Here is a 24,853-nt window from a genome sequence, read left to right as displayed (position 1 = left end):
CCGATGCACGCGACGATGATCCGTTCGACCCTCGGCCTTGCCCTCCTGCTGACGGCTTGCGGCAGCAGCGGCCCGACCACGCCAAATCCCCCCGCCCCACCGCCGGTGGCCGTCGCGACGGTGACGCTCAGCGGGGCACCCGCGGGCCCACTCGCCCCCGGGGCGACCGCGACCCTCACCGCCGTGCTTCGGGATGCTGCGAGCAATGCCCTGAGTGGCCGCACGATTGCCTGGAGCTCGACAGCACCGACCGTCGCCACCGTCAGCGGCGGGACCGTCACCGCGGTTGGCGTCGGCGTCACCACAATCAGCGCCACCAGCGAAGGGCAGAGTGCCTCGGTCGACATCACTGTAGCCCTCATCCCGGCCTCGGTGCTGATCGGCCGGAGCTCCTCCTTCATTCTCACCGGCGACACGCTCCAACTGACCGGTCAGGTGCTCTCGACCACGGGGCAGGTGATCCCCGGCGCCACCGTGACGTTGACGGTCGAGCAGCCGGCGATCGCGGGACTCGCAGGGGCCACACTCACCGGCCTCACGCCCGGGCAGGCCACGGTGCGTGCCACGTCCGGCGCGCTGTCCACCACGGCGGCCATCACGGTCTTCCCTGGAGCAGGCGTGCGCGTGCCGATGCTCTCGCGGCTCGACAGCGTGGTGATCAGCGAGATGATTCGACTCGGCGAACCGGGCGGCGCCGTCGCGGTCGTGAAGGATGGTCGGCTGGTCTTCTCGCGAACCTACGGCTACGCCGACAGCGCGGCGAAGCGCATCCCGACCCAGTTCGACAAGTGGCGCATCGGCTCAGCCACCAAGCCGCTCACCGCCCTCGGCATCATGAAGTTGGTGCAGAACGGTCAGCTCACCCTCGACGAGCCCGCGGCAGCGCGTCTCGGAGCCGTACCGGTCCTCCCGGGCAAGACGCAGGACCCGCGATTCGCCAACATCACGATCCGCCAACTGCTGAACCACTCGGCCGGCTGGAACCCCAATCGCAACGTCGACGACTCGGTCTTTGCGTACCTCTACACCGCCGCCACTGTGGACCCGATCCAGTTGTCGCGCGTCGGTCGCGGTGTCCCGCTCGTGAACGACCCGGGAACCGTCCATGCCTACACCAACTATGCCTACCTGCTGCTGGGCCGGATCATCGAACAGGTGACGGGGCAGAATTACCAGGCGTGGATGCAAGCGAATGTCCTCGCGCCAGTCGGGATCGGTGGGATGAAGCTCGGCGTCACCCCGATCGCGCAGCGCGATCCGCTTGAGGTCGTGCCCTATGATCGCCGTGCCTCGACCGTTGGTTTCTATGGCGTAGGCAGTTGGCCGAATGTCGGCGCGGCCCAGGAATACGCTGAAGCTGCGGGACAGTGGATCGGATCGTCGATGGACCTGGCGCGGGTCCTCGCCGCGCTCGACGGCAACGCCACCCGCCCCGACTTGCTCTCGGCCGGCTCGCTCAGCACGATGTGGACGCGCTCCGCGGTGCTCTTCCCTGGGTCCGGCAACTACTACTCGCTGGGTTGGGAGAACACCGCCGTCACCGGCGGATTTGCCCGCGAACACCCCGGGGGTCAGGACGGCGGTGATTCATGGATCTCGCTCTTCCCGAATGGCGCCGGGATCGCGGTGCAATTCAATCTCACGCGCGGCCAAGGGAACGGTGGCGGCACGGCGGAGGCGGCCATCCGGAGCGTCTTCGGATCGATCTCCACGTGGCCGGCGTTTGACTTGTTCACGCAGTAGGACGAGAAGCGAGAAGCGAGAAGCGTGGCCCGGCGGGGAGATCTCTCCGGTGGGCCACGCTTCTCGCTTCTCGCTTCTCGCCTACGTCCGCCGCCCCTCCCACACATGCGCCACCGCCGCCCCCAGCAGGAACACCAGCGCCATGTACCAGATCCACAGAATCAGGAGCGTGGCGGCACCGATGTTGACGTCGACGGCGAACTGCCCGCCTCGCGCCGCGTGCCCCAGGTACAGGCCGAAGAGGCGCTTGGCAAGCTCGAAGCCGACGGTGCTGACGGCGGCGGCGATGAGGGAGCCACGCCACGAGAGCCGCCTGGGCGAGGCGTAGCGGTAGAGCGCCACGAAGAGCGCCACGCCGGAGGAGATGGCGACGAATTCGCCGAGGATGACGCCCAGGCCACTGACGAAGAAGGTCCACGGCGGCTCGAGGTAGATCCCTTCGCCGGTGAGCACCGAGATCGCTCCCGACAGGAGCGTATTCACCAGCGCGAGGGCCAGCACCACGAGGACCATCAGCAGGTCCCGCCCCTTCCCGACGGCGTAGCCGATCAGGTACGAGATGACGTAGCTCCCGGGCATCGTCTTGGCCTGCGCATGGAACACATTCGAGAGGCAGACGCGTACCGCGCCGAACATCCGGGTGGAGAACCAGAGAAACGCCGGCACGGCCACCCAGGTGAAGGTGCTGCGGAAACCGCGGATCTTGACCAGCATCCCCTCGACCAACGCCATCGGATCGCCGACGGCCTGGTGCTCGTGCGCCGGAAGGAAGTTGCCGATCAAGGCACCGGGGTCGAGCATCCCGAAATACTCGGTGCGCGTCAGCAACAGGCCGAGGCCGGCGACGAGCAGTATGGAAAACGGGATCAACGCGAGGATGGCGTCGAAGGTCAGCGCCGACGCGAGCAGCGGGATGTTGGAGCGGTCGAGCGTGGTGAGCAGTTCGCCGAGGAAGGTCCCGCGGGGCGCCACGGCAGAAAGCCCGCTGGTCGGCGGGCTTTCGAGCAGTGGTGCCGGCTCGGTGTCACGCACCGTCAGGCAGTGCCGCCGTCATCGCCGACCACGGCATCCACCGCGGCCCGGCGACGTGCCCGGGCATCGGCCAGCCGGCGCTCCAACTCGTCGCGTGCCGAGTTGGCGGTCCGCTCGATGGTGCGCCGACCCTCGCGCACTTCGTCGGCCACGTCCTCGGCCCACTCCTCGACGCGCTCCTTCGCCTTGCGGCCACGCGTCTCGACCTCGTCCACGACCTCTTCGAAGCGGTCCTCGGCGTCGCGGCGCAGTTTGTTCGCCCGCCGGGTGATGTCCCGCCGAGTCCGCTCGCCCGACTGCGGGGCGAAGAGGAGGCCAAGGCCGGCGCCGACGAGGGCACCGAAGAGAAACCACTTGGCGGTCGAGCCGCCGTCCTGTTCGACGTAGGTCACGTCGCGATCATCGTTCCGCATCACAGGCCTCCCGCCGGCTCATTCGCCAGCGTCGGGGTCATCCTCAGCGAGGGCCCCGGAGTGGGTAAGCGCCCCATACGCGAGCGCGGGGGCGGCGACGAAGCGACGGACCAGATCGGCCGTCCCGGTCACGTGCAGCTGCTCGAAGAGAAAGGCAAAGGTCTTCTCGAGGTCCGCACTGATCTGCTGACGAATCGCCGCCGGCAACGACCACATCTCCTGCTTGAACGGCCCGATCGCCCGCTTCCGCGCCTTGTAATAGAACTGCTCGGCCGAATCGCCGCTCTTCTTCTCCGACTGGGCATTCTCGTCCAGCCAGCGGTAGGCCCGCTGGCGCAACTCGGCCGGAAGGGCCGGGTGATCCCAGACGATCGTCTGGAAGTTGGTCGCGAGGTGGATCTCGGCGGTCTCGACCCGGGGGAAGTTGCCGAAGGCGTTGCCCGGGAGCGTGGAGGCGCCGTGCTGGACCGCCCCGCCCATGCCGTAGTCCTCACGGGCGGCCTTCGACAGCGCCTCCAGGGCGTCGATGTCGAGCTTGACGTCGGCGATGCTGCCGTCCGGCAGGACGACGCCGCCGTGCGAGGTGCCCGTCTGGACCGAGATCTTGGCGATCCCCTCGTAGTCGCCCAGCCCCTTGAGCGTCTTCACGTAGCCCTGCATGAAGGCGTGCAGTTCCTCGACCGTCGAGTTCTTGTGGCCGACTTCCCCGATCTCGGCACCCACCGAGACGGTGATCCCCGCCGGCTCGTGATCCCGGATGAACTTGGTGATCTCGGCGGCGCGCTCGAAGTTGGTCCGCTGCTGCTCCTCGAGGGTCGGGAAGGAGAGGTCCACCAGGGTCGAGGTATCGACGTCGATGTTGAAAAAGCCGGCGGCGATCTCCTCGCCGATCAGCTTCTTGACCTCGTCGACCTCGACCGCGGCGTTGGCGTTGTACTTGGTCGCGTTGACCTGACAGTGGTCGCCCTGGATGAAGAGCGGGTGATGGTACCCCTCCCGGAGGGCGGCCGCGATGATCACCGCGACGTACTCCGCCGGACGCTGGTCGGTATAGGCAATTTCGGAGCGGGCAATCTCGATCAGGATGGCGGCACCGTCGCACGCCTTGGCTGCGCGGAAGACGGCCCGGGCGGTGTCGTAGGCGAGCATCCGGATGTTGATGGCGGGTACCGTGAAGCCGCTGCACTCCCCACGACCCCGGGCGATGTAGAGGTCATGAATGGAGGCGGGACGGGCACCCGTCGCCTGACCAAGTTCCCAGAGGAGGGCGCGCGCCGACTCCTTCGCCGTCCCCTCTCCGAAGACGGCCGCCCAGACCACCTGGTCCATCGCCTCAGACTGGAGCGATGCCGGATTCGAGATATCCACACGCCCGCCGGTCACCGTCACCGCACCACCAAAGACACCCGCTGCCGCTGCCAGGTCCAGCCCCATGACGTTCGCTCCAGAGATGAATGATCGGGAGCAGGCAATCTATGGTGCGACCGTTGGCGGGGCAAACTCACGCGCAATCATCGGGTTACCTGCTCGCTCCTGCGATGGATTTGGCCGATGAGAACGACGTTTCACTGCTGAGTTTCCACATCAATTTCGTCTGTGAATCCATTGTTGAACATGGAGTTACGATTTCCGCGCCAAGTGGAAAAGAACGGTCGGGTGGAGGCGATTGCCACCACAGCACTTACGTGGGCGCGCCGACGGTTCTCCCCAGAATCCACTGTGGGAAAGTTATCCAATCCACAGATGTGTGGAATTGGTTTTTGACGATTTGGTCACGACGATGGCTCTGGGGATCGGATGTGTCGAAGTGGGCAACCGCTCACTTGTCTGGGTGATCTCCCCGGCATTTGCAGCCGCTGACGCTGTGGAAAACCGCTTTTCCACAATCCACGCTCGATGTGCGGTTGTTGCACGAGAAACTCCATCAATGGGTGTCGGGTACCGGCCAAAACGGCTATCTTGCCACCCTTCGCTGTCTGAGCCCCTACTGGAGTCCCCCGCCCCGATGTTCACCGATTCCTCCATTCGTCGCACCAAGATCGTTGCCACCCTGGGTCCGGCCTGGGACTCGGTGGAGCGGATGCATGCCCTCTTCGATGCTGGGGTCAACATCGTCCGGATCAACGCCTCCCATGGCACCCCGGCGATACGCGAAGAGTGGATCCGTCGGGTCCAGGCGGTCCGTGCAGAGCGCAATGCCCCGATCGGGATCCTGATGGACCTGCACGGCCCCCGGATCCGGGTCGGAAAGCTTGCCGAGCCGCTGACGCTGACGCCGGGGCAGATGGTCACCTTCGCCCCCGAGGCGGTGGCGCAGGAGGACGAGATCCCGACGACCTACCCCGAGCTGGCAGGAGACGTGACGGTGGGGTCGCGGATCCTCCTTGACGACGGCCTGCTGGCCGTCGATGTGACCCGGGTCCATGGCGACCGGGTGGTTGGTCGGGTCCAGTATGGCGGCCTCCTGAAGGCCAACAAGGGGATGAACCTCCCGGGGGTCGACGTCTCCGCCCCGGCCGTGACGGACCACGACCGTCAGGACGCGCTCCATGCGGTCGCCCTGGGGATCGAATACATCGGCGTCTCCTTCGTGCGCCGCCCCGAGGACGTGCAGGAGCTCCGGGCGATCATCCCCAAGGCGACCCGGCTGATTGCCAAGATCGAGAAGGACACCGCGGTCAACAACCTGAACGCGATCCTCGAGGCCTCCGACGGCGTCATGGTCGCCCGTGGCGACCTCGGCGTCGAGCTGCCGTTCGAACAGGTGCCGCTGGTGCAGAAGCGGATCATCCAGCGCGCCAATCGTCATGGCAAGCCGGTGATCACCGCGACCCAGATGCTGGAGTCGATGATCAACAACCCCCGCCCGACCCGGGCCGAGGCGTCGGACGTGGCCAACGCGATCATCGACGGCACCGATGCCGTGATGCTCTCGGCCGAAACGGCGGTCGGCAGCTACGGCCTCGAGGCGGTGCTGGCGATGGATCGGATCGCACGGGAGGTCGAGGCCCATCGGAATCGGCCGCCCGAGGGCGAGCGTCGTCGCTGGGCCCTCCCTGCCCCGCACGTGGGCCGCACCGACGACGGCCTGATGCCGACCGAGGACGCGATTGCCGTCGCCGTCGCCGCCGCCTCGGACCTGCTGCAGGCCTCCGCGATCGTCTGCTTCACGTCCAGCGGCTTCACGGCGCGGACGGTGTCGTCTTACCGCCCGAAGGTGCCGATCCTGGCACTCACCGCCGAGGCGGAGACCTATCACCAGCTCGGCCTGGTCTGGGGCGTGGTCCCGTCGATGATGGACCACCTGAAGAACTATGATCCGATGTGGCAGGCGGCCCGCGCCGAACTGCTGGCGCGCGGGCTGGCCACGGTGGGTTCCCGGGTCGTGGTGACCTGCGGCGTCCCCTTCGACGTGCCGGGAACCACCAACCTGCTCAAGGTCGAGACCGTCTAGCGCGATGCGCCTGACCCTGCTCGGGACGGGGACCTCGATGGGGGTCCCCCAGATCGGCTGCCACTGTGCAGTCTGCCGCTCCGGCGATCCGCGCGATCGCCGCAGCCGCACCAGCGCCCTGCTGGAGGTCGCCGGCACGAACATCCTGATCGACACCCCACCGGAACTCCGCCTGCAGCTCCTGCAGGCCGGGACGAGCCATCTCGACGCGGTCCTGTACACCCACGAGCACGCCGACCACGTCCACGGCATCGACGACCTGCGCTCCTTTTCCCTGCTCCAGCGTCATCCGATCCCACTGTATGCCCCACCCGCGACGGCGAGGTACCTGCAACGGACCTTCCGCTACATCTTCGACGATACCGTCGTCCCGCTGGACGGCACGTCGAAGCCACGGCTGACGGTCGAGCCGATCGGCGCCGACTCTCCGCTTTCGATCGCTGGGGTCGAGGTGCGGCCGATCGCCTTCGAGCACGGGCACTCCCAGGTGTACGGCTACCGGGTCGGTCCGGTGGCCTATCTGACCGATGTGAAGCGCGTCCCGCCCGAGGCCAGGGCACTGCTGCGCGGCGTCCGGGTCCTGGTGCTCAATGCGCTCTGGTGGCGCGAGCATCCGACGCACCTGTCGATCGAGGATGCGATCGAGGTCGCGCAGGACATCGGCGCCGAACAGACCCTGCTGACGCACCTGACGCATGAGACCGGGCATCAGGAGCTGCTCGACCGCCTGCCGCCGGGGATCGCGCCGGGGTATGATGGGATGCAGGTCGAGATCTGATAGGGATGATCGATGATCGATGATCGATGATCGAGTCCCAGGACGAGCACCCAGCAACTACCGCCGCATCGCTGTTATCGATCATCGATCATCGATCATCGTTCTTCCCGCGGAGTCCCCCGAATGCGCCTAGATACGTCATTGATGTTCCGCGACGCCCTCGACGGCGTCCACGGCCTCGATCCGGCCGTGGCCGCGACGCTGGCGGCTCGTTTCCCGGCCGTGCAGGCCGAGGTGCGCGAACGGCGCGCCGCCGGCGGGTACGGCTTCATGGGGCTGGGGCAGCAGCAGGCGGTTGCCGCAGCGATCGAGACGTGGGCGGCCGAGCGGCGTGGCCGCTACGCGCACCTGCTGATCCTCGGCATCGGCGGCTCGGCGCTCGGCGCCAAGGCGATGCTCAGCGCACTCAAGCCGGCGGCGTGGAATGAGTGGGGCCCCGATGGCCGAGACGGCTGGCCGACGCTCACGGTGCTCGACAACGTCGACCCCTACACCGTGCTCGGCGCGCTCGACCGCCTCGACCCGCGGAAGACCCTCGTCAACGTGATCTCCAAGTCCGGCGGCACCGCCGAGACGCTGGCGCAGTATCTGATCGTGCGCGAGTGGCTGGACCGGGCGCTGGGAGCGACGGCCAAGGACCACATCGTCGTCACCACCGACCCGGAGAAGGGGCCGCTCCGTGCCCTGGTGCGGGAGGAGGGGTTGGCGTCGTTCGAGGTCCCGTCGGCGGTCGGTGGCCGCTTCTCGGTGCTCACCGCCGTGGGGCTCGTCCCCGCCGCACTCCTCGGCATCGACCTCACCGAACTCCTCGGTGGCGCGCAGGACGCACTCGACGAGGCGGAGTCGGACGACCTGGCCACCAATCCTGCCGCCCGCTGGGCTGCGCTCCAGTGGCAGGCGCAGGCGAGCCGCGCCGCCAACATCCACGTCCTGATGCCCTACTCCGACCGGCTCCGCGAGTTCGCCGAGTGGTACCGGCAGCTCTGGGCAGAAAGTCTCGGCAAGCGCCTCGACCGGCACGGCGCCGAGGTCTTCCGCGGCCCGACCCCGGTCGGCGCCGTCGGCGCGACGGACCAGCATTCGCAGGTGCAGCTGTTCATGGAGGGGCCGTTCGACAAGACGATCACATTTGTTCGTGTTGGAGATACGCGTGATCTGCTGAAGATCCCGGACGGGGGGACGATGATCGATGATCGATCATCGATGATCGATGATGCCGGCGCGTTCGGGAAGGCCGTTGGATATCTGCGCGGGCAAACCTTGGGGAAATTGCTCGACGAGGAGTTTCTCGCGACCCGCGAGGCGTTGCGGTCGCAGGGCAGGATGAGCGCAACTATTGAAATGGATTCGCTTGACACTCGCGCCTTCGGCCGCTTGGTGATGTTCTTTCAGCTGGCGACGGGCTATGCCGGTGTGTGGTACGGGATCGATCCTTTCGATCAGCCTGGAGTGGAGCTCGGCAAGGTGCTGACGAACAAGGCCATGGGCAAATAGTCGATGATCGATCATCGATGATCGATGATCGATCATCGCATCTAGCTCGCTTTCCACAGTCGATACGTCAACTGTTGGACCCTGACCGACCGTTCGAGCATCGGGGTGAGCTCCGCCCCGAGATCCGCCAGGAAACTGAGCAGGTCGTGGGTCTCCACCGCTGACGCATGGGCGACTCGCAGATGGAATCGGCAGCGGAGCCCAGGTCCAGACGCCTGACCTTCCGCAATGTTCAATTGCACCGACAGCGCCGCCCGACGTAACTGGTCGAGCGGCGCCGCTCTTTGTGGCGTCCAGCAGCGATCAACGTACCGATAGATCTCCAGCGCGTTTTCACGTGCCAGCTGCCAAGCTTTCAGGTCGCGATAGGAAGGCATCCCAAATGAACGCGACGCACGCGACGAAGGGGGACCACACCGGAACGCAGCGTGGCCCCCCTTCGCGCAGATCGATCATCGACCATCGATCATCGATCATCGTGCTTCTAAAATCGAACGACCCCGCTTTCGCGGGGCCGTCCGTTTCCAGCTAACCTGCAATCAGCCGAGGCTGATTACGGCATGATGATGCCAGCCACGATGCCGTCGCCGGCAGCCGTGACGCCCACAACCGCGATCTTGTTGGTCGAGGCAATGGCACCCTGCGCCGCGCCGGCCCAATCAGCCACGAACGACGCGGTCGGGAGCGACCACACGTACGAGCGGTTGGTGCCCTGGTCGCGGACGACCGGAGTCGTCGCGCTGCCGAGGTAGCTCCAGAAGAGCCCGGCGGCGTTGTAGCGGTAGAAGTCGACCCGGACAAACGGCGCGTTCGGGTTGCTGTTGCCCGAGACGGCCTGGGCGCGCAGCGGGGTGGTCGAGCCGAACTGATCCGTCGCGGCCAAGGTCGGGATGACCCGGAAGTGGCGGAGCGGGTTCGTGACATTGCCCGTGTTGAACGTGTTGAACGTGACGCCGTTCTGGACGTTCAGCGCCGGAAGCGCGATCTCAAGCGACGGCGTTGCAGCCGGACCGCCGGTGAGGGTCGAGCCGTGGTTCCAAGCCCACGCCGTGGTAGCCGTCGGCTTGGTGCCGACCGGCGCAGCCTGCACGTTCAACGGAGCCGGGTCCGCAAGGCCGTCCCACGCGGCGGCCGTGACGGCCTCCATGTGGCGGACATACGGGGCGCCGGTCGACGGGTTCAACGTGCCCGTGAAGGGCGACGTGATCACGTCGTCGAACGCCGTGCCGACCGCAGTGCGGGTATAGCGAGCCGAGTCCTGGTCGCCGGCGGCGGTCAGGCTGGCAAGCGCCGGGTAACGCAGCTGCATCGAGGCCCGGGTGATCTCGGCCGAGTCGGCGAAGGTCGCGCCGATGTTGAAGCCTGCCGAGGTGATGGTGCCGAGGATGCCGAGACCGGTCGAGAACGGCGAGACCGTGTTGACCAAGGTGCGGTTCAACATGGTGGTCGACGACGTGTTGCCGGCCTGGTCGATCACGTTGCTGCGGTAGACGTAGTAGCCTTCGTTGACCGGCACGTCAACCTGCGCGCCGCCCATCCAGCCGTCGTTCCGCAGGAACCCACCCGTGCCCGTCGCAACGTTCACGAGGGAGCAGGCCGGCGCCGTGACGAAGGTCGCGCCGATCGGGCCCGCGCCAACGACGCAGAGACCAGCGTTGTTGAAGTGGCCAGCGGTCGAGAGCGAGTGACGCTGGGCAGACACCGGCGACCCGTCGGGGATGCCGTTGTTGTAGAAGCCCGAACGCTCGTCGATGAACTCAGCACGCCAGTAGTTGCCAGCGGCAGACCCGCTCGGCACACCAGAGGCCGGAATCGGCTTGGACGCGCGGAAGGTCGAGTCGGCGATCGTCAGCGACGCGAGGTACGCGCCACCGGTGCTCACGCCGGCCAAGCCCCAACGGATCGCCGGGGTGGTCTTGTCGACGCCGAACGTCGCGGTCGGCGACGAGGTGCCGATGTTGCCCAAACGGTCCGACTCGGTGCCGGCGGCCGTGTACGGCGCCGTGCCAGCCAGACCCGGGGTGCCACCGATCAAGTTCGTGGCGCACTCCGGAATGTCCGCGCCCGTGCCGGTGCCCATGGCGACGTTCTGCGCGCCAGCGGCGGGGCAGTTGACGACGCTGTAGGTGACCGCGCGATCGCGGGTCGCACGAATGCCAACGCCTGCGTCAGACGACGAGAAGTTGACGAAGTTGAACGCCGCGTTGACCCAGCCGGTGACGGCCGGAGCAGTGCGGGTGATGCTCGGGGTGTTCACCGACGGCGCCACGTAGTCGAGGCGGATCGAGTCCGGGGTCGAGTTGAAGACGACCGTGTTCGGAATCAGGCCCGCGAACGCGTACGGGTTGGCACCGTTGTCGATGGCGGCGGCAACGAGGACGTTGTCGCGGATGCCACCGGTCCACTCATAGCCGCAGGCCGTCTGGGCCGAGGCCGGCACGGCGGTGTAGCCGAACGTGCGGGTGAACGGCAAGGCGGTCTGGTTGATCGTCGAGCAGCCGCCGATCGTCCAGGTCACGTTGGTGACCGAACGGCCCGGGGTGTAGACAACCGGGTACAGCGTCGCCGAGACGTTGCCGGCAGCGGTCGGGCCGCCCCAGTACGTCAACAACGCGGCAGACGTCGCCGTCGCCGTCGGCTTGGTCATGTCAGCAGCCCAGCTGTCCATGTTGTTCAGGATGATGCTGAACGTGTTGGACGAGCAAACCGCCGCGACGCCCGGAGGGGCGTTCGTGCAGTTACCAGCCGACTGGCCGGTGGTCGCCTTCGGGTAGACGATCGCGTTGATCGTCGTCGGCCCGTTCAGGAAGTCAACCTGGGTCGCGCCCGTGGTGGCAACGCCAGCCTGGTTGAAGTTCTTCCGGAAGTTCGCCGTGTTCACCGACATCGAGATCGTGCCGGCCGCCGGGATCGCGTTGACCGAGAACGACTGGACGGCCGCGCGCTTCGACCCGATGTAGCTGACGACAGAGTCGATCAGCTGGCCACCCGGGTTGAAGTTCACGTTGATTTCAATCTGGCCGTTCACGTTGGACAGGTTGACCGGAAGGGTCAACAGGCCCTGCGTGACCGACGCGATCGAGATCGAGGCCGGGGTCACCGGGTTCACCGTGACGCCGATCGTCGCGACCGAGGTCTGGCCACCCGACGTCGCCGTCGCGGTGATGACCGTCGAACCCGCGGCGACGGCGGTGATCAAGCCGCTGCCGCTGATCGTCGCGACCGTGGTCGCCGACGAGACGTACGCGACCGTGCCCGTAAGGCTCGGCGCAAGCTGCAGATTGTACGACGTCTGGACGGTCTGGCCGGGCACCAGCGTCACGGCGGCCGGAGCCACCGAGAACGACGTGATGTTCGGCACAGCCGGCGGCGCCGGCGGCTGCGTGACGGTCACGTCATCGCCGCAGGCCGCGAGGCCGATGGCAAGGACGGAAGCCGTCAGACAGTTGCGCATAAACTTGTGCATTACTCCCCCTGAGGATTGTTATGGGTCCTGCTGTGCTGCAATTCGGAACAATGGTCCTGCATGACTCGACTGCGTGGCCCGAGCATCCATCGCACGGGCGTCGTCGGGGTGACGAGCGTTGCTCACGACGCAGACCCCGAGACCTGCGTCACTCCGACACCGCCATCCATCCGACACGCCATGCGCGAACGGAAGGATCCGGGCCAGCACTGCAAAGGTATCGAGCCCTGGAACCGGGGTCAACTGCTTGCCCCGTATTCACTTGTAACCACTCGACCCCCGGCGTCGAGTCCCGAGCTCCCTAGTGTTGCCGGAGCCGGACGCACGATGCCGAGGGCCGCTAATGCAAGCTCCGTGCTCAAAATGACCAGCCTAGCGACCACCACCCCGGGTGAACAGCCATTCGCCTCGGCCGCCAGCCAGTATCGGCCCAACCCACCGAATTGGTGAGGCTTTGAGCGCCTTGGCGAGGTCATCCTTCCCCTCCACCCGGAGCTGCCCCACCACCAACCGGCTGGTGTCCGGCGCGAAGGAGGCGTCCAGGCGCCAGTTGCTGGTCCTCATTCCAGCGAGTCCGAATGACATCGGCTGTGTCGCTTCGACACGGGATTCGCCCGTCGCATGCCCGCTCCAGATCAGCTTCGCCTTCTCCACCCGGATCGTCAGGACGTCGTCCCGCCCTTCCCGAGCCGGGATGACGTCCAGTTCCCGCCGTTCGATCCGGATCCCGGCCGCCTCGGCCAGTCGGGCGACGTTCCCGTTGTCGGTCGAGAGCTCAAGCAGGTAGTAGGCAGCGCCGCTCTGCCCTCGCGGCGCGGCGGCGGCGATGGCATGGGTCATCAGCAGGATGCTGCGGTCGTCCCGCGCCCGCCCCGCCGTCTCCCCGTCCACCGTGACCGCCCCATACCGACCGACGCAAATGACCGCCGGGATCCAGCTCGCGAACTGGGGCTCGTCGCGGATGACCCGAACGACCGCCGGCGGGAGGCCGGCGCCCGTTCCCGCCGGCGTCAAGGCCGTTCCCTTGGGCGCCAGCTTCGGCGCGATGGCGGGATCGGCGAGGTACCAGACGCAGAAGCTCCCGCGCGCATCCTCCAGCAACCACTTCGATGCGCTGGCCTCGCCCGCCACCTGGGCGTGCACCACGGCCGGCAGGAGCAGCAGCACGACCGCCAGCAGGGTCCGTCGGATCATCGGTTCTCCTTGGCCGCCCGGATTGCGGCGGCGAGGTGGACGTAGCTCTCGGGGTCGAGCACCGCAAAAGCTGGATCAAGGTAGCGCACGGTACCGTCCGCCCCCACCACCACCACGGCGCGCCGGGCGCGCGGGCCATCCGCAACACCGTACCGCTGGATGATGGCGCGATCCGCGTCGCTGAGCAACTTGAAGGGCAAGTCGAGGTCGGATGCGAATCGTACGTGCGAGACCAGGGAATCGGTTGAGATCCCGACCAGCACGACACCCTCCGGGGCAAGCGTAGCCGACCGCTCCCGCAGCGCCTGCCACTCGGCGGTCGAGGCCGCGGTGAAGTTGCCCGGATAGAACACCAGCACCACCACGCGTCCGATCTCGCGGGCCAGGGTGAACGGTTGGTCGGCTGGCCCGACACCGCTCCGCGTGGCGTAGGGGAGGACAATGGCCGGCGCCTTCCGCCCGACGCTCGGCGCGTCGTCGAGCAACAGCCGCAACCGGACCGGCTGGTCGCCGTCCTGCGCCGCGGCCGGCATCGCGAGGGTCAGCAGCAGGGCGCCGATCCCGAGCAACCGGCTCATGGTGCGACCACCTTGGCAAGCTCAGCCGACAGCGCCTGCGTGCCGCCGCTGCCGGTGTAGCGGACGACGCCCTTGGCATCGACAATCACCACGTACGAGGTCGCCGGGGCACCATAGGCGCGCACGGCGAGCCCGCGCTCGTCGTAGAGCACGCGGAACGGCGGGGCGTGCTCGGTGACCCAGCGCTTGACGCGCGACTTCGATTCGTTGACGGTAACATTCACGCCGTAGAAATCGACGCGATCGCCGTAGGCCTTCTTCGCCGCCACCACCCGCGGGAAGAGTTGCTCGCAGACCTCGCACCAGGTGGCCCAGAACTCGATCAACGCCGGTCGACCGGCGGGCAGCTTCACCAGGGTTCCGTCGAGATCGGTGACCTCGACGACGGGCGCACGCGTCCCCACCGGGGCCTGCGCCGGGAGCATGCCCGGCGCTGCACCGAGGAGCAGAAGCCCCAACCAACTGCACTGTGTGAATCGTGGCATCACCAGACCATCCCCATCCGAACGAAGTAGTACTCGGCCATGGCCAGCATCACCACGGCGGCGACGCGCTTCACCACCACCATCCACTGTCCCGCGCGCGGCAGCGCGGCCAGGGAGCCCGCCGAGAGACCCACGAGGATCAGCACGGCCGTCATCCCGAGCGAGAAGACGAACAGGTAGACGAACCCCCACACGGCACTCTGGCTGGCGGCGACCCAGGTCAAGACGGCGGCGAAGGCCGGGGCGCCGCACGGCGCGGCGACCAGGCCGGAGGTGGCACCGAGGAGGAAGGCGCCGAGCACCGAGTCGCCGCCGAGGCGTGCCGCCCACGCGACGAGGCGTTGCGGGGCAGCAAGGGAGATGACATCGAGCATCGCCAGCGCGGCGAGCAGGAGCAGGTTCCCGAACGCAAAGTAGGCCCATCGATTCGCGGAGATCGTGCCGAAGAGGGTCCCGGTCATCCCGGCAATCAGCCCGAGCGAGGCATAGACCAACGCCAGGCCGAGCACGTAGACGAGCGTGAGCTGCAGGGTGCGACGCCGCGAGCGACCCGCGGCGCCGGCGCCGCCGAGGATCCCGGCAGTGATCGGGATCATCGGATAGATGCATGGCGTGAGCGAGGTCGCGAGTCCCGCCGCGAAGAGCAGCGGAATCGCGACCAGCGGGCGTTGTTGGAGCGACTCGGCAAGCGCAGGATCAAACACGGCTGGAATCTACACGACCCCGGAACGCACCGCGCCCCGATGTCCGTGGTGGACATCGGGGCGCGGCGATGAAGCGACGTGACGTGACCGGTTACTTGCCGCCGGTCAACTCGAACGTCTCCTTGTCACCCGGCTCCCACGCGCGGAGGGTGTACCCGCCACCGCCGAAGAGACTGACCTGGATCCCGTAGGTGCCGGACGCCCCGCCGGAGAACGTGGTCGAGCGAACCTGGTACTCCTGCTGGGTGCCCGTCGAGTTCGTCAGGTAGAAGAGCGCATCGACGCCGCAGCCGCCGTCGTCGTTCGACGTGACGAAGGTCGTCGCCGGACTCGGACCGAACGCGTAGAGGTAGACGTCGCCGGCGTTGTAGCCGCCGCAGCTGCCACCATACAGGTCAACCTGCACGGTCGTGAAGGGCGGGACGAAGACACGCCAGTCTTCGTAGTAGAAGCCGCCGCTCTCGTTCAGGGCGCTACCACGATTCCAGGTGCCGTCGCCAGCGCCGTAGCTCGACGTGCGGAAGTCACCGACGTAGAGGCAGTTGTCGCAGTGGTTGAAGACCACCACAATGCTCTGCGGGTTGTTGCTGGCGCCACCGACCGTCACCGGGATGGTCGCGACGTAGCGGCCGAGGGGGAAGTTCGCGGCGTTCGGCTTCAGCTTGAAGACGAAGCGCCAGCCGAGCGGCGAGCGCGAGAGGTTCGGCGCCTTGCTCATGTCGAGCCAGTCGCCGTAGGAGCCGGCCCCGGTGTTGGGCTGCCCGGCATTGGGGCCGCCGCTGTACTGAATGGCGCCGAATTGCGGGTAGCCACCCACCGCGATCAGGCCGCTGATGAGCGCAATCAGCGAGTCCTTCGGCATCGGGCCGTTGGGAACGCGCGTCCACTGGAGCTGCGCCGGCGTGATGGCGTAGGTGAGCGACCCTTCGGCGAGGTTGGGCGACGCCGGCGCCGCTGGCTCGCTGCCGCACCCGGCCAGGACGAGCATCGACGCGGCACAGGCGGCCGCAGCATACCGAACATAGGAACGCATCAGAAATCGACCTCGCGGGTGGGTTGGCTAGGGGAGTGCTAGCCTGAAGTATTGGTCCACCCGGCCCGTCTGGCAAGAGGGGGTGGACAATCTCCCCCCGAAACCCGACGCGCCCCGGGGCCCACGAGGGGCCGCCGGGGCGCGCGGGAGGGAGCGCGAGGACTCAGGGAGTCGAGGCGCGCGACTTCAGGGCGGCCAGCTTCTCCTTGAGGGGGAGATCGCCCGGTTCCCAGGCGCGGAGCCCGTAGCCGCCCCCGCCGAAGAGCGAGACCCGGATCCGGTACGGCCCGGTCGGCGTGCTGCAGCAGGTGCTCGCCCGGACCAGGAATTCCTGCTGGGTCGGGCCGCCATTCGAGGTAGATGATCGAGTTGTTGCAGGCGCCGGCGTCGTCATCCGAGTCCACCCCGCCTGGCCCGGTGAGGTCGGCGTCGTCCAGGCGGTCAACCAGACGTCGTCGATATTCACGTCCGGGCGCGACGCGTCGCACTCGCCGTACATGTCGATCTGGACGGTCGTGAAGGGCGGCACGAAGACGCGCCAGTCGTCAAACGATATTAGGCGCCCGGATCGTTGTTGAACGTCGCGCTGTAGTACGGGTTGTGCCAGTGTCCCGACCAAGTCGGTGGTGAAAGCGCCGCCAACCGCTCGTCCCCGACGTACAGGCAGTTGTCGCAGTGGTTGAAGACCACCACGATGCTCTGCGGGTTGTTGCTCGCGCCGCCGACGGTGACCGGGATCGTCGCGACGTAGCGGCCGAGCGGGAAGTTCGCGGCATTCGGCTTCAGCTTGAAGACGAAGCGCCAGCCGAGCGGCGAGCGCGAGAGGTTCGGCGTCTTGCTCATGTCGAGCCAGTCGCCGTAGGCGCCGGCACCCGAGGTCGGCTGCCCCTGCGCGGGCCCGCCGCTGTACTGAATGGCGCCGAACTGTGGGTAGCCCCCCACCGCGATGAGACCGCTGATCAGCGTGATGAGCGAATCCTTCGGCATCGGGCCGTTCGGAACGCGCGTCCACTGGAGCTGCGCCGGCGTGATCGCGTAGGTGAGCGAGCCTTCGGAAAGGTTCGCCGCGACCGGCGTCTCAGGCGCGCTGCTGCAAGCCGACAGACCGAGCAGCGACGCGGCGCACAAGGCCGCCACGGTCCGAACAGGGGAACGCATCGTCAACCTCTGGGATTGGAGAACGGAACCAGCTTTGGGTGAATAATGGAGCTATTGCCCCCAGTAGCAAGAGCAATGCCCGCGCCGCACATTGGCCATCAGCCACCCCAGCGCGCCACGACGTACTCGTCGAGCATCCCCAGGAATTCCCGAACGATCGCATCCCCTCTGAGCGTAGTGACGAGCTTTCCGTCCCGGAAGACCGGCGCCACGGGCTCTTCGAAGGTCCCCGGCAGCGAGATGCCCAGATCGGCATGCTTCGATTCGCCCGGACCATTCACGACGCACCCCATGACGGCGACCTTCATCTCTTCCACCCCGGGATACTGCGAGCGCCAGATCGGCATCTGCTCCCGCAGGTAGCCCTGGATCTCCTGCGCCATCTCCTGGAAGAAGGTCGACGTCGTCCGGCCACATCCCGGGCAGGAGGTCACCTGCGGAGTGAAATGCCGGATCTCGAGGGACTGGAGGATCTGCTGGGCGACCCGCACTTCCTCGGCGCGGTCGCCACCCGGCTGCGGCGTGAGCGAGACGCGGATGGTGTCGCCGATCCCCTCTTGCAGCAGGATGGACAGTCCGGCCGCCGACGCGACGACTCCCTTGACGCCCATCCCCGCCTCGGTCAACCCGAGGTGGAGCGGGTACGGCCCTCGCTCGGCGAGCATCCGGTAGACGTCGACCAGATCCTGCACGCCAGAGACCTTGGCCGAGAGAATGATGCGGTCACTGGGGAGCCCGATCTCCTCGGCGAACGTCGCCGACCGGATCGCGGACTCGACCATCGCATCCATCATCACGTCGCGCGCGTCGCGCGGCGCGGGGAGGAGTGCGTTGGCGTCCATCATGGTGGTGAGCAGCGCCTGGTCGAGCGAGCCCCAGTTGACGCCGATGCGCACCGGCTTCTCGTTCGCGATCGCCACCTCGACGATCGCGCGGAAGTGCTCGTCGTGGCGCTTGCCGCCGACGTTGCCCGGATTGATCCGGTACTTTGCCAGGGCCCGCGCGCACTCGGGATGCTTGGTGAGGAGCAGGTGGCCGTTGTAGTGGAAGTCGCCGACGATCGGCACGGTGATGCCCACCTTGGCGAGACCGGCGACGATGTGCGGCACGGCGGCGGCCGCGTCCTCGTTGTTCACGGTGACGCGCACGATCTCGCTGCCGGCGCGCGCCAGCGCGGCCACCTGGTGGATGGTGGCCGGGATGTCGGCGGTATCGGTGTTGGTCATCGACTGCACCACAATGGGGTGCGCCGATCCCACGGGAACGCCGCCGACCCGCACGGTGCGAGTCTGGCGGCGCGTCACGACAGCCATGCGGAGCTCCTGCTCAGGCGAGTCCGAGCTGCGACACGAAGCGGTGCCACTCGCTCGGCGTCACGGTGCCGTCGAGGCGGAGCGGCTCGAGGGCGGCCATGATCTCGGCACGCGTCCCGGAAATCTGGCGATCCCGCAACTCCTGGATCATGCGCGAGAAGCGGTGTTCGTATTCGTCGGCCTTCAACTCACCGCTCTTGTGGGCGGCGGAGAGCTTGGCCAGTTCCTGAGCCGCGCGCGCTGGAGCGATCGAGGCGAGGGGGGCGTCGGACATCGGGACTCCTCAATGGAATGTGGGAACGCCGAAAAGGTAACATCGGTGTCCGAGAAGCGAGAAGCGAGAAGCGAGCGGCCGGGCGCATCCACGGCCGCTCGGCTCCCGGTCTCAGGCCGGCTTCTTCCCCGCCACGCTGCAGCCTGTCATCTGCCGCGTGTCGGCCAAGGCGATGATCTTCCACCCCTCGCTGGTCCGTGCCAGCTGGAAGGCGTCCACTCCGCAGTGCGACAGCCGCTCACCGGCATAAAAGGCATAGAAGGTCCAGACCGTCGCCAACCCGCCATCCACGCGAATCTCCGGGTCGTAGATCCGCTCGTCGAGCAGCATCGCCGCGGGTGCCTTCGCAATGGAGCCGATGAAGGCGTCGAGCGAGAGGAACTCCGCCGGCTTCCCGGCCGCCGGGACACCACCGAGCATCGTGCCGACCGCGAAGCTGCGGCGGATGAGCGCGGTGTCGCGGGCGCGCATCCCGTCGAAGAGCCCCTTCACGACCGCGAGGGCGGAATCGCGGGCGCCGGCGGACGCCGCCGGTTGCTGGGCGCTGGCGGAACCGGGCACGGCGAGGATCAGGAGAGCAGCAAGGGCGAGGCGACTGGTCATGCAGGACTCCAAGGTGAGTGATGCCGGTGATACGGCACCGCCGGGGTGGATGTTTCCCCGCCCTACTCGGCGCGGAGGCGATAGCCGACGCCGGGTTCCGTCACGAGCCAGCGGGGGCGGGAGGGGTCGAGCTCGAGCTTGCGCCGCAGCTGCGCCGCGTAGACCCGGAGGTAATGCACCTGGTCATCGGTGTGGAGGCCCCACACCTCGCGGAGCAGCTGGCGATGGGTGATCACCTTCCCGGCGTGCTGGGCCAACACGGCCAGCAGTCGGTATTCGGTCGGCGTCAGGCGCAGTTCGGCGCCGTCGCGGTGGACCGTGTGCGCACCGAAGTCGATCCGCAACGGGCCGACAGTGACCACCGGCTCCGGTGAGGCCTGCTGCACCGCGTGCCGCAGCGCCACGCGGATGCGCGCGAGCAGCTCGTCGACGCCGAAGGGCTTGGTGAGGTAGTCATCCGCGCCGGCATCGAGTGCCGCCACCTTGTCGTCTTCTCGACCACGCGCCGAGAGCACGATGATCGGCACGGTGCTCCACTCGCGAATGCGGCGCACCACATCGAGCCCATCCATGTCCGGCAATCCGAGGTCGAGCAGCACCAGGTCGGGGCGACGGCCGGCGACCTGGGCCAGCCCCTCGCGCGCGGTGGGCGCCTCGATGAGCGTCATCGCTTGCGTGCCGAAGGCGGCGCGCAAGAAGCGGCGCATCGGCGATTCGTCCTCGATCAGCACGATGGTGATCGGCGCGTTCATTCGAGCGCTTCCGGCGGCATGGTGGGTTGCTCATCCGGCAGTGGCAGAGTGATCACCATGCGCAATCCCCCGCCCTCGCGGCGCTCGGCGTGAATGCGCCCGCCGTGCGCCATCACGATGCCTCGGCAGATGGCGAGCCCGAGCCCGACGCCCCCGCCGGCCGCGTTGCCACCCCGGGCGAACTTCTCGAAGATCGCCTCCTCCTCGCCTGCCGGCACCCCCGGCCCCCGATCTTCCACGACGATCTCGATATCGCGACCGACCGTCCGCGCGGTGATGCGCACCTCGCCGCCCGGCGCCGCGTACCGGGCCGCATTCTCCAGCAGGTTCACGAAGACCTGTTCGAGCAGCAGCCCATCGACACGCAACAGCGGGAGGTCGTCCGGTACGCTCGTCGTGACGGCGAGCGTGCCGAGCAGCGGCTCGCACCGCATCAGGGCGACGCCGACGATTTCCTCCACCGATTGCCATTCGTGTTGCACCTGCAACGACCCGGACTCGACCCGTACCATCTCGAGCAGGTTGGTGACGAGGCGCCCCATCCGGCGTGCCTCGTCGCGCACGGTCTCGAGGAGGTCGTGCCGCATCACCTGATCGGTGACCATCGACTCCCGCAACAGGGTGGTGGCGGCCCCTTCGACGGCGGCCAGCGGCGTGCGCAGGTCATGCGAGAGCGACGAGAGCAGCGCGGTGCGCAGTCGCTCGGCCTCGATCTCCACCCGGTCACGCTGGGTGCGATCCGCCAGGCGCAATCGCTCCAGCGCCACCGCGACCTGTCCGGCGACCGCTTCGAGAAAGATCCTCCGCTCCGGGGCCCGGAGCGGGTCGCCATCCAGCATGCGGATCCCCATTGCCCCGATGGTCTGGTCGCCGACCACCAGCGGCACCCACCGCGCGGCGGCGGTCGGGAGTGTCGCCGTGCCAAGGCCGGCGGGCTCGCGACGATTCACGGCCCAGCGCGCGACGGCCAGTTCCCGGTCATCGAGTGGAATGCCGCTCGCCACCAAGGCCTGCAATGCACCGTCGCGGTCGCCGATCAGCACGGTGGCCTCCGCCCCGATCGAGTCCGCCAGCCGGCGCTGCACCGCCGCGCCCACGACCTGTTCCGTCCCTGCCAGCGCAAGTTCCTGGGCCAGTTCGAGCAGCGCGGCGGTCCGTCGCTCCCGGGCGCGCGCCGCGTCGGCCCGTTCACGAATGCCGCCTGTCACCTGGGTCATCGCCAGCGCAATGCCCAGCATGACCACGAAGGTGAGCAGGTACCTCGCATCGGTCACCGCGAAGGTGCCGTAGGGCGGGACGAAGAGCAGGTCAAAGAGCCCGATGCCGACCACGGCCGCCACGACGGCTGCCGCACGAGGCGCCTTCACGCCGGCCAAGGCAATCGCCAACAGGAAGAGCATCGCGATGTCGGTGGTCGACAGCAGGCCACGGACCACGAGGCCCAGGATCGCCGCTCCACCAACCCAGCTGACGGCCCGCAGATGATCCTGCCACGCCGCCCGCTCGCCGGTCGGCTCGGCGACGCCGCGACCAGGCACCGACTCGGCACCGCGCGGGGCCAGCACATGGACGTCGAGCCCGTCGTGCCCACTCAGCAGCCGGTCGACAGGCGAGCGTCGCAACCGCTGCAGCCAGCTGCTGCGCCGCGAGCGTCCCACCACGATCCGCGTCACGTTCTCGCGGCGCGCCCACGCCAGCAATTCGGTGCCGACATCGTCGGCGGCCACCGTCACGACGCGCGCACCCAGCTCCTGGGCGAGCCGCATCGCTTCCTGCACGGATTCGCGGAGCGCCGGCGCGCTGTGCCGCACGTCGGCCGTCTCCACGTGAAGCACCACGCATTCGGCCCGCAGCGCCGCCGCCAGCCGCCACCCCGCGCGCACCAGCCGCGGTGCCTCGCCGGTCGGCGCGACCGCCACGAGCACGCGCTCGCCGGCGGCCCACGGCCCCTGGATGCCGGCGCCGCTCCGCCAATCCCGCATCTCGGCGTCCATCCGATCGGCCGTCTGTCGCAAGGCGAGTTCGCGCAGGGCGATCAGGTTGCCGCGCGAGAAGAAGCGGTCGAGCGCTCGCTCCGCCTGCGTGGGGAGATAGACCTTCCCCTCACGCAGGCGTGCCTGCAACACATCCGGGGAGACGTCGACGAGCTCCAGCTCGGCGGCGTCGTCGAGCAGCGAGTCCGGCACCGTCTCGCGGACCGTCACCCCGGTGATCTGGGCGACGATGTCGTTGAGGCTCTCGATGTGCTGAATGTTGAGCGTGGTGTGGACGTCGATGCCGACGGCGAGGAGTTCGCGCACGTCCTGCCACCGCTTGGCATGTCGCGAACCGGGGGCGTTCGTGTGGGCAAGTTCGTCGAGGAGCAGCACCGCCGGGCGGCGGGCGATCGCAGCGTCGAGATCGAACTCCTCGAGCACGACGCCACGATGTGCCACCGGATGACGGGACAGCATCGGCAGCCCCTCGAGACGTTCCGCCGTCTCGCGGCGGCCATGCGTTTCGACGACGCCGACGATCACGTCGATGCCGGCCGCGTGCGCGGCCTGCGCCGCTTCCAGCATCGCGAAGGTCTTCCCGACGCCGGGGGAGGCGCCGAGGAAGATCTTGAGTCGGCCCCGCCCTGCCCGCACCGCGTCCTGCTGCACGCGGGCGAGCAACGCATCCGGATCGGGGCGGGCTGGTTCGCTCATTCCCACAAGCTAACCCCGCGTCACGGCGCCGCCGCGAAGGTGAGCGAGATGGACGACACCAGTGCGGTGGTGTGGCGCCGGCTGCTCATCCGGTCCGGCCAGACCGCGCCGTCGCTCCAGTAGCCGCGCGCTTCCGTGCGCCACTGGATTCCCTCGGGCAACCGGAGGTTGAGGCCAACCGACGCCGAGGTCACGTCGAAACCGGCAGGATCGGGGACCGGAATGAGCACACCCTCGCGATCCACGTACCGCTCGACGCGCGCGGCCAGGGCGAGGGTCGGCGACAGTCGGCGTTCGGCAATCGCGGTGAGACTCCCCCACGTCGCCGTCGAGCCGCTCTCAGGGCGCTCCCATCCGCGGTCGGCGGTCAACCACACCGTCAGGTCGGTCGCGGGCTCGAGCCGGGCAAAGAGCTGGTGAAAATTGCGCGTGCGCCGGACACCGGCCTCTGGCTGTTCGTCACCCCGAAAGCCGGCCCACCCCAGCGCGATGCCCGCGCGCGGATTCCAATCGACGCGTGCACCGACGGCCTTGCGCTCGTTGTTCTCGGAGATGTTCTGCCACCCGTTGAGCAGGTGCACCTGCGCAGTGACCTTCGGGCTCGCGGCCCAGGTCACCTTCACCCCGCTGCTGTAGTACGGCGTGTACTCGGCGGTGAAGGAGCGGGTGTAGGTCGGGTTGTCGCGCGAGATCCAGCTCTCCTGCCCGATGTGCGAGAAGAAGACACCGCCGTCGACCCAGAGGCCGGGGCGCACGCGCACCCCGACAACGGCCTCCTGAATGCTCCGCGAGAGTGAGGGACCGCTGTTGGAGCCGATGGCAGGTTCGCCAGCGTAGTTGGCCTGCACGGACGTGCCGGCCTGGAGGGCAAAGCGCCCGCGGACCCGATCCCCGGAGACCGTCGCCTCGATGTGGGCCAGGTTGATGTTGAACTCGTCGTGCCGCACCGCCTGGGTCGCAAAGGCGCGGTCGTGCGACGAGGGGCGGCCGACATCCCAGGCGTAGTAGGCGTCGGCGAAGGCGCCGAGGCGAACCGTGGGCACCGGCGTCTGCGCGGCGACCGGTGCGACCAGCGCAATGGTCGCGAGCATGAAGACGGGGCGGATCATCGGGGGCCTCGGAGTGAGTCGAGCGCGAGATTGAGTTGGAGGACATTGACCCGCGGCTCGCCGAGGATGCCGAACTGCCGTCCTTTGATGTGCGCGGTGACGAGGGCCTGCACGGTGGACACGGGGAGCCCGCGTGCGGCCGCCACGCGCGCTTCCTGCCAGCGTGCCGCCGCGGGCGTGATGTGGGGGTCGAGACCGCTGCCGCTCGAGGTCAGGAGATCAACCGGCAGCGCTTCGGTCTGACTCCCTTCCACACGAAGAGCCGCGGCGCGCGCCCGCACCGAGTCGATCAGGGCCGGATGGATCGGGCCGAGGTTGGAACCGGCCGAGAGGCGCGGCTGATAGCGGCCATCGGCTGCCGCCGAGGGGCGGCCATGGAACCACGACGGCCCCTGGAAGTCCTGCCCGATCAGCGCCGAGCCGATGACGACGTTGCCGCGCGTCACCGGGGAGCCCGCCGCGGCATTGGGAAAGAGGGCCGAAGCCGCGCCGGTCACGGCCAACGGATAGAGCACCCCGGTCAGCACGGTGAAGGCAGCAAGCAGCACGAGCGCCGGACGCAGCTCGTGCCGCACGGTGT

23 protein-coding genes are annotated in these 24,853 nt (G+C 68.0%); 4 read left to right on the top strand and 19 right to left on the bottom strand.

Going from position 1 to position 24,853, the window contains the following annotated elements:
* The first annotated feature begins 15 nt into the window (after positions 1–15).
* Positions 16–1,743, top strand: a complete 1,728-nt coding sequence (locus IPG05_03730; GenBank protein ID MBK6494202.1) for a serine hydrolase — start codon at positions 16–18, stop codon at positions 1,741–1,743.
* Positions 1,744–1,824: 81 nt separating this feature from the next.
* On the opposite strand, the gene IPG05_03725 is transcribed toward IPG05_03730, so the two are convergent.
* From IPG05_03725 to IPG05_03715, 3 genes are read right to left on the bottom strand one after another with little or no spacing between them, the layout of a single operon-like run.
* Complete coding sequence (locus tag IPG05_03725) at positions 1,825–2,775, bottom strand: YihY/virulence factor BrkB family protein (protein ID MBK6494201.1); 951 nt, start codon at positions 2,773–2,775, stop codon at positions 1,825–1,827.
* Positions 2,776–2,777: 2 nt separating this feature from the next.
* Positions 2,778–3,188: a YtxH domain-containing protein gene (locus IPG05_03720; protein ID MBK6494200.1), complete on the bottom strand. Its 411-nt coding sequence runs from the start codon at positions 3,186–3,188 to the stop codon at positions 2,778–2,780.
* 18 nt (positions 3,189–3,206) lie between these two features.
* A complete protein-coding gene (locus IPG05_03715) occupies positions 3,207–4,622 on the bottom strand; it encodes a class II fructose-bisphosphate aldolase (protein ID MBK6494199.1) in 1,416 nt (471 codons plus the stop codon).
* A 571-nt stretch (positions 4,623–5,193) separates the two neighbouring features.
* Between IPG05_03715 and pyk the strand changes: the two genes are divergently transcribed.
* The 3 genes from pyk (at position 5,194) to IPG05_03700 (ending at position 8,914) form a co-directional block, all read left to right on the top strand.
* On the top strand, positions 5,194–6,642 hold the full coding sequence (gene pyk, locus IPG05_03710) for a pyruvate kinase (GenBank protein MBK6494198.1): 1,449 nt from the start codon (positions 5,194–5,196) through the stop codon (positions 6,640–6,642).
* A gap of 4 nt (positions 6,643–6,646) precedes the next feature.
* Positions 6,647–7,420, top strand: coding sequence for an MBL fold metallo-hydrolase (locus IPG05_03705; GenBank protein ID MBK6494197.1), 774 nt, complete (start codon positions 6,647–6,649; stop codon positions 7,418–7,420).
* A 123-nt stretch (positions 7,421–7,543) separates the two neighbouring features.
* On the top strand, positions 7,544–8,914 hold the full coding sequence (locus IPG05_03700; protein MBK6494196.1) for a glucose-6-phosphate isomerase: 1,371 nt from the start codon (positions 7,544–7,546) through the stop codon (positions 8,912–8,914).
* A gap of 41 nt (positions 8,915–8,955) precedes the next feature.
* Here IPG05_03700 and IPG05_03695 read toward each other — a convergent pair whose 3' ends face one another.
* The 16 genes from IPG05_03695 to kdpC all read right to left on the bottom strand — a co-directional run bounded on the left by IPG05_03695 (position 8,956) and on the right by kdpC (position 24,848).
* Positions 8,956–9,291, bottom strand: a complete 336-nt coding sequence (locus IPG05_03695) for a four helix bundle protein (GenBank protein ID MBK6494195.1) — start codon at positions 9,289–9,291, stop codon at positions 8,956–8,958.
* Between the two features lie 176 nt (positions 9,292–9,467).
* The gene (locus tag IPG05_03690; protein MBK6494194.1) at positions 9,468–12,368 is read right to left on the bottom strand and encodes an Ig-like domain-containing protein; all 2,901 of its coding nucleotides are present in this window, start codon (positions 12,366–12,368) and stop codon (positions 9,468–9,470) included.
* 384 nt (positions 12,369–12,752) lie between these two features.
* Positions 12,753–13,574 carry a hypothetical protein gene (locus IPG05_03685; protein MBK6494193.1) on the bottom strand — a complete coding sequence of 274 codons (822 nt, stop codon included), beginning with the start codon at positions 13,572–13,574 and terminating at the stop codon, positions 12,753–12,755.
* Entirely contained in the window at positions 13,571–14,152 is a 582-nt protein-coding gene (locus tag IPG05_03680; protein ID MBK6494192.1) for a redoxin domain-containing protein, read from the bottom strand. Before IPG05_03680 ends, IPG05_03685 begins: the two co-directional genes overlap by 4 nt.
* Positions 14,149–14,637 (bottom strand): TlpA family protein disulfide reductase, encoded by a 489-nt coding sequence (locus IPG05_03675; protein ID MBK6494191.1) that lies wholly within the window; start codon positions 14,635–14,637, stop codon positions 14,149–14,151. Before IPG05_03675 ends, IPG05_03680 begins: the two co-directional genes overlap by 4 nt.
* The gene (locus tag IPG05_03670) at positions 14,637–15,341 is read right to left on the bottom strand and encodes a sulfite exporter TauE/SafE family protein (protein ID MBK6494190.1); all 705 of its coding nucleotides are present in this window, start codon (positions 15,339–15,341) and stop codon (positions 14,637–14,639) included. Before IPG05_03670 ends, IPG05_03675 begins: the two co-directional genes overlap by 1 nt.
* Positions 15,342–15,432: 91 nt before the next feature.
* The gene (locus IPG05_03665; protein MBK6494189.1) at positions 15,433–16,374 is read right to left on the bottom strand and encodes a hypothetical protein; all 942 of its coding nucleotides are present in this window, start codon (positions 16,372–16,374) and stop codon (positions 15,433–15,435) included.
* Between the two features lie 163 nt (positions 16,375–16,537).
* The gene (locus IPG05_03660) at positions 16,538–16,903 is read right to left on the bottom strand and encodes a hypothetical protein (protein MBK6494188.1); all 366 of its coding nucleotides are present in this window, start codon (positions 16,901–16,903) and stop codon (positions 16,538–16,540) included.
* A gap of 26 nt (positions 16,904–16,929) precedes the next feature.
* Positions 16,930–17,511, bottom strand: a complete 582-nt coding sequence (locus tag IPG05_03655) for a hypothetical protein (protein MBK6494187.1) — start codon at positions 17,509–17,511, stop codon at positions 16,930–16,932.
* A gap of 119 nt (positions 17,512–17,630) precedes the next feature.
* The gene (gene ispG / locus IPG05_03650; protein MBK6494186.1) at positions 17,631–18,845 is read right to left on the bottom strand and encodes a flavodoxin-dependent (E)-4-hydroxy-3-methylbut-2-enyl-diphosphate synthase; all 1,215 of its coding nucleotides are present in this window, start codon (positions 18,843–18,845) and stop codon (positions 17,631–17,633) included.
* Positions 18,846–18,858: 13 nt separating this feature from the next.
* Positions 18,859–19,119: a hypothetical protein gene (locus tag IPG05_03645; protein MBK6494185.1), complete on the bottom strand. Its 261-nt coding sequence runs from the start codon at positions 19,117–19,119 to the stop codon at positions 18,859–18,861.
* A 111-nt stretch (positions 19,120–19,230) separates the two neighbouring features.
* A complete protein-coding gene (locus tag IPG05_03640; GenBank protein ID MBK6494184.1) occupies positions 19,231–19,722 on the bottom strand; it encodes a nuclear transport factor 2 family protein in 492 nt (163 codons plus the stop codon).
* Between the two features lie 62 nt (positions 19,723–19,784).
* Positions 19,785–20,462 (bottom strand): response regulator, encoded by a 678-nt coding sequence (locus tag IPG05_03635; protein MBK6494183.1) that lies wholly within the window; start codon positions 20,460–20,462, stop codon positions 19,785–19,787.
* A gap of 8 nt (positions 20,463–20,470) precedes the next feature.
* On the bottom strand, positions 20,471–23,164 hold the full coding sequence (locus tag IPG05_03630; protein ID MBK6494182.1) for a sensor histidine kinase KdpD: 2,694 nt from the start codon (positions 23,162–23,164) through the stop codon (positions 20,471–20,473).
* A 20-nt stretch (positions 23,165–23,184) separates the two neighbouring features.
* Complete coding sequence (locus IPG05_03625; GenBank protein MBK6494181.1) at positions 23,185–24,273, bottom strand: porin; 1,089 nt, start codon at positions 24,271–24,273, stop codon at positions 23,185–23,187.
* Entirely contained in the window at positions 24,270–24,848 is a 579-nt protein-coding gene (gene kdpC / locus IPG05_03620) for a potassium-transporting ATPase subunit KdpC (GenBank protein MBK6494180.1), read from the bottom strand. Before kdpC ends, IPG05_03625 begins: the two co-directional genes overlap by 4 nt.
* Between the last annotated feature and the right edge of the window lie 5 nt (positions 24,849–24,853).

The organism is Gemmatimonadota bacterium (assembly GCA_016704275.1).
Taxonomy (GTDB): Bacteria; Gemmatimonadota; Gemmatimonadetes; order Gemmatimonadales; family GWC2-71-9; genus Palsa-1233.
The sequence above is the reverse complement of the archived record's forward strand: the minus strand, read 5'-3'. Positions and strand labels throughout refer to the sequence as shown.

Coding starts and splice junctions, on each gene's coding strand:
- IPG05_03730 (MBK6494202.1), top strand. CDS start 16: ATGATCCGTTCGACCCTCGGCCTTGCCCTCCTGCTGACGGCTTGCGGC.
- IPG05_03720 (MBK6494200.1), bottom strand. CDS start 3,188: ATGCGGAACGATGATCGCGACGTGACCTACGTCGAACAGGACGGCGGC.
- IPG05_03715 (MBK6494199.1), bottom strand. CDS start 4,622: ATGGGGCTGGACCTGGCAGCGGCAGCGGGTGTCTTTGGTGGTGCGGTG.
- pyk (MBK6494198.1), top strand. CDS start 5,194: ATGTTCACCGATTCCTCCATTCGTCGCACCAAGATCGTTGCCACCCTG.
- IPG05_03705 (MBK6494197.1), top strand. CDS start 6,647: ATGCGCCTGACCCTGCTCGGGACGGGGACCTCGATGGGGGTCCCCCAG.
- IPG05_03700 (MBK6494196.1), top strand. CDS start 7,544: ATGCGCCTAGATACGTCATTGATGTTCCGCGACGCCCTCGACGGCGTC.
- IPG05_03695 (MBK6494195.1), bottom strand. CDS start 9,291: ATGCCTTCCTATCGCGACCTGAAAGCTTGGCAGCTGGCACGTGAAAAC.
- IPG05_03690 (MBK6494194.1), bottom strand. CDS start 12,368: ATGCGCAACTGTCTGACGGCTTCCGTCCTTGCCATCGGCCTCGCGGCC.
- IPG05_03685 (MBK6494193.1), bottom strand. CDS start 13,574: ATGATCCGACGGACCCTGCTGGCGGTCGTGCTGCTGCTCCTGCCGGCC.
- IPG05_03680 (MBK6494192.1), bottom strand. CDS start 14,152: ATGAGCCGGTTGCTCGGGATCGGCGCCCTGCTGCTGACCCTCGCGATG.
- IPG05_03675 (MBK6494191.1), bottom strand. CDS start 14,637: ATGCCACGATTCACACAGTGCAGTTGGTTGGGGCTTCTGCTCCTCGGT.
- IPG05_03665 (MBK6494189.1), bottom strand. CDS start 16,374: ATGCGTTCCTATGTTCGGTATGCTGCGGCCGCCTGTGCCGCGTCGATG.
- ispG (MBK6494186.1), bottom strand. CDS start 18,845: ATGGCTGTCGTGACGCGCCGCCAGACTCGCACCGTGCGGGTCGGCGGC.
- IPG05_03645 (MBK6494185.1), bottom strand. CDS start 19,119: ATGTCCGACGCCCCCCTCGCCTCGATCGCTCCAGCGCGCGCGGCTCAG.
- IPG05_03640 (MBK6494184.1), bottom strand. CDS start 19,722: ATGACCAGTCGCCTCGCCCTTGCTGCTCTCCTGATCCTCGCCGTGCCC.
- IPG05_03630 (MBK6494182.1), bottom strand. CDS start 23,164: ATGAGCGAACCAGCCCGCCCCGATCCGGATGCGTTGCTCGCCCGCGTG.
- IPG05_03625 (MBK6494181.1), bottom strand. CDS start 24,273: ATGATCCGCCCCGTCTTCATGCTCGCGACCATTGCGCTGGTCGCACCG.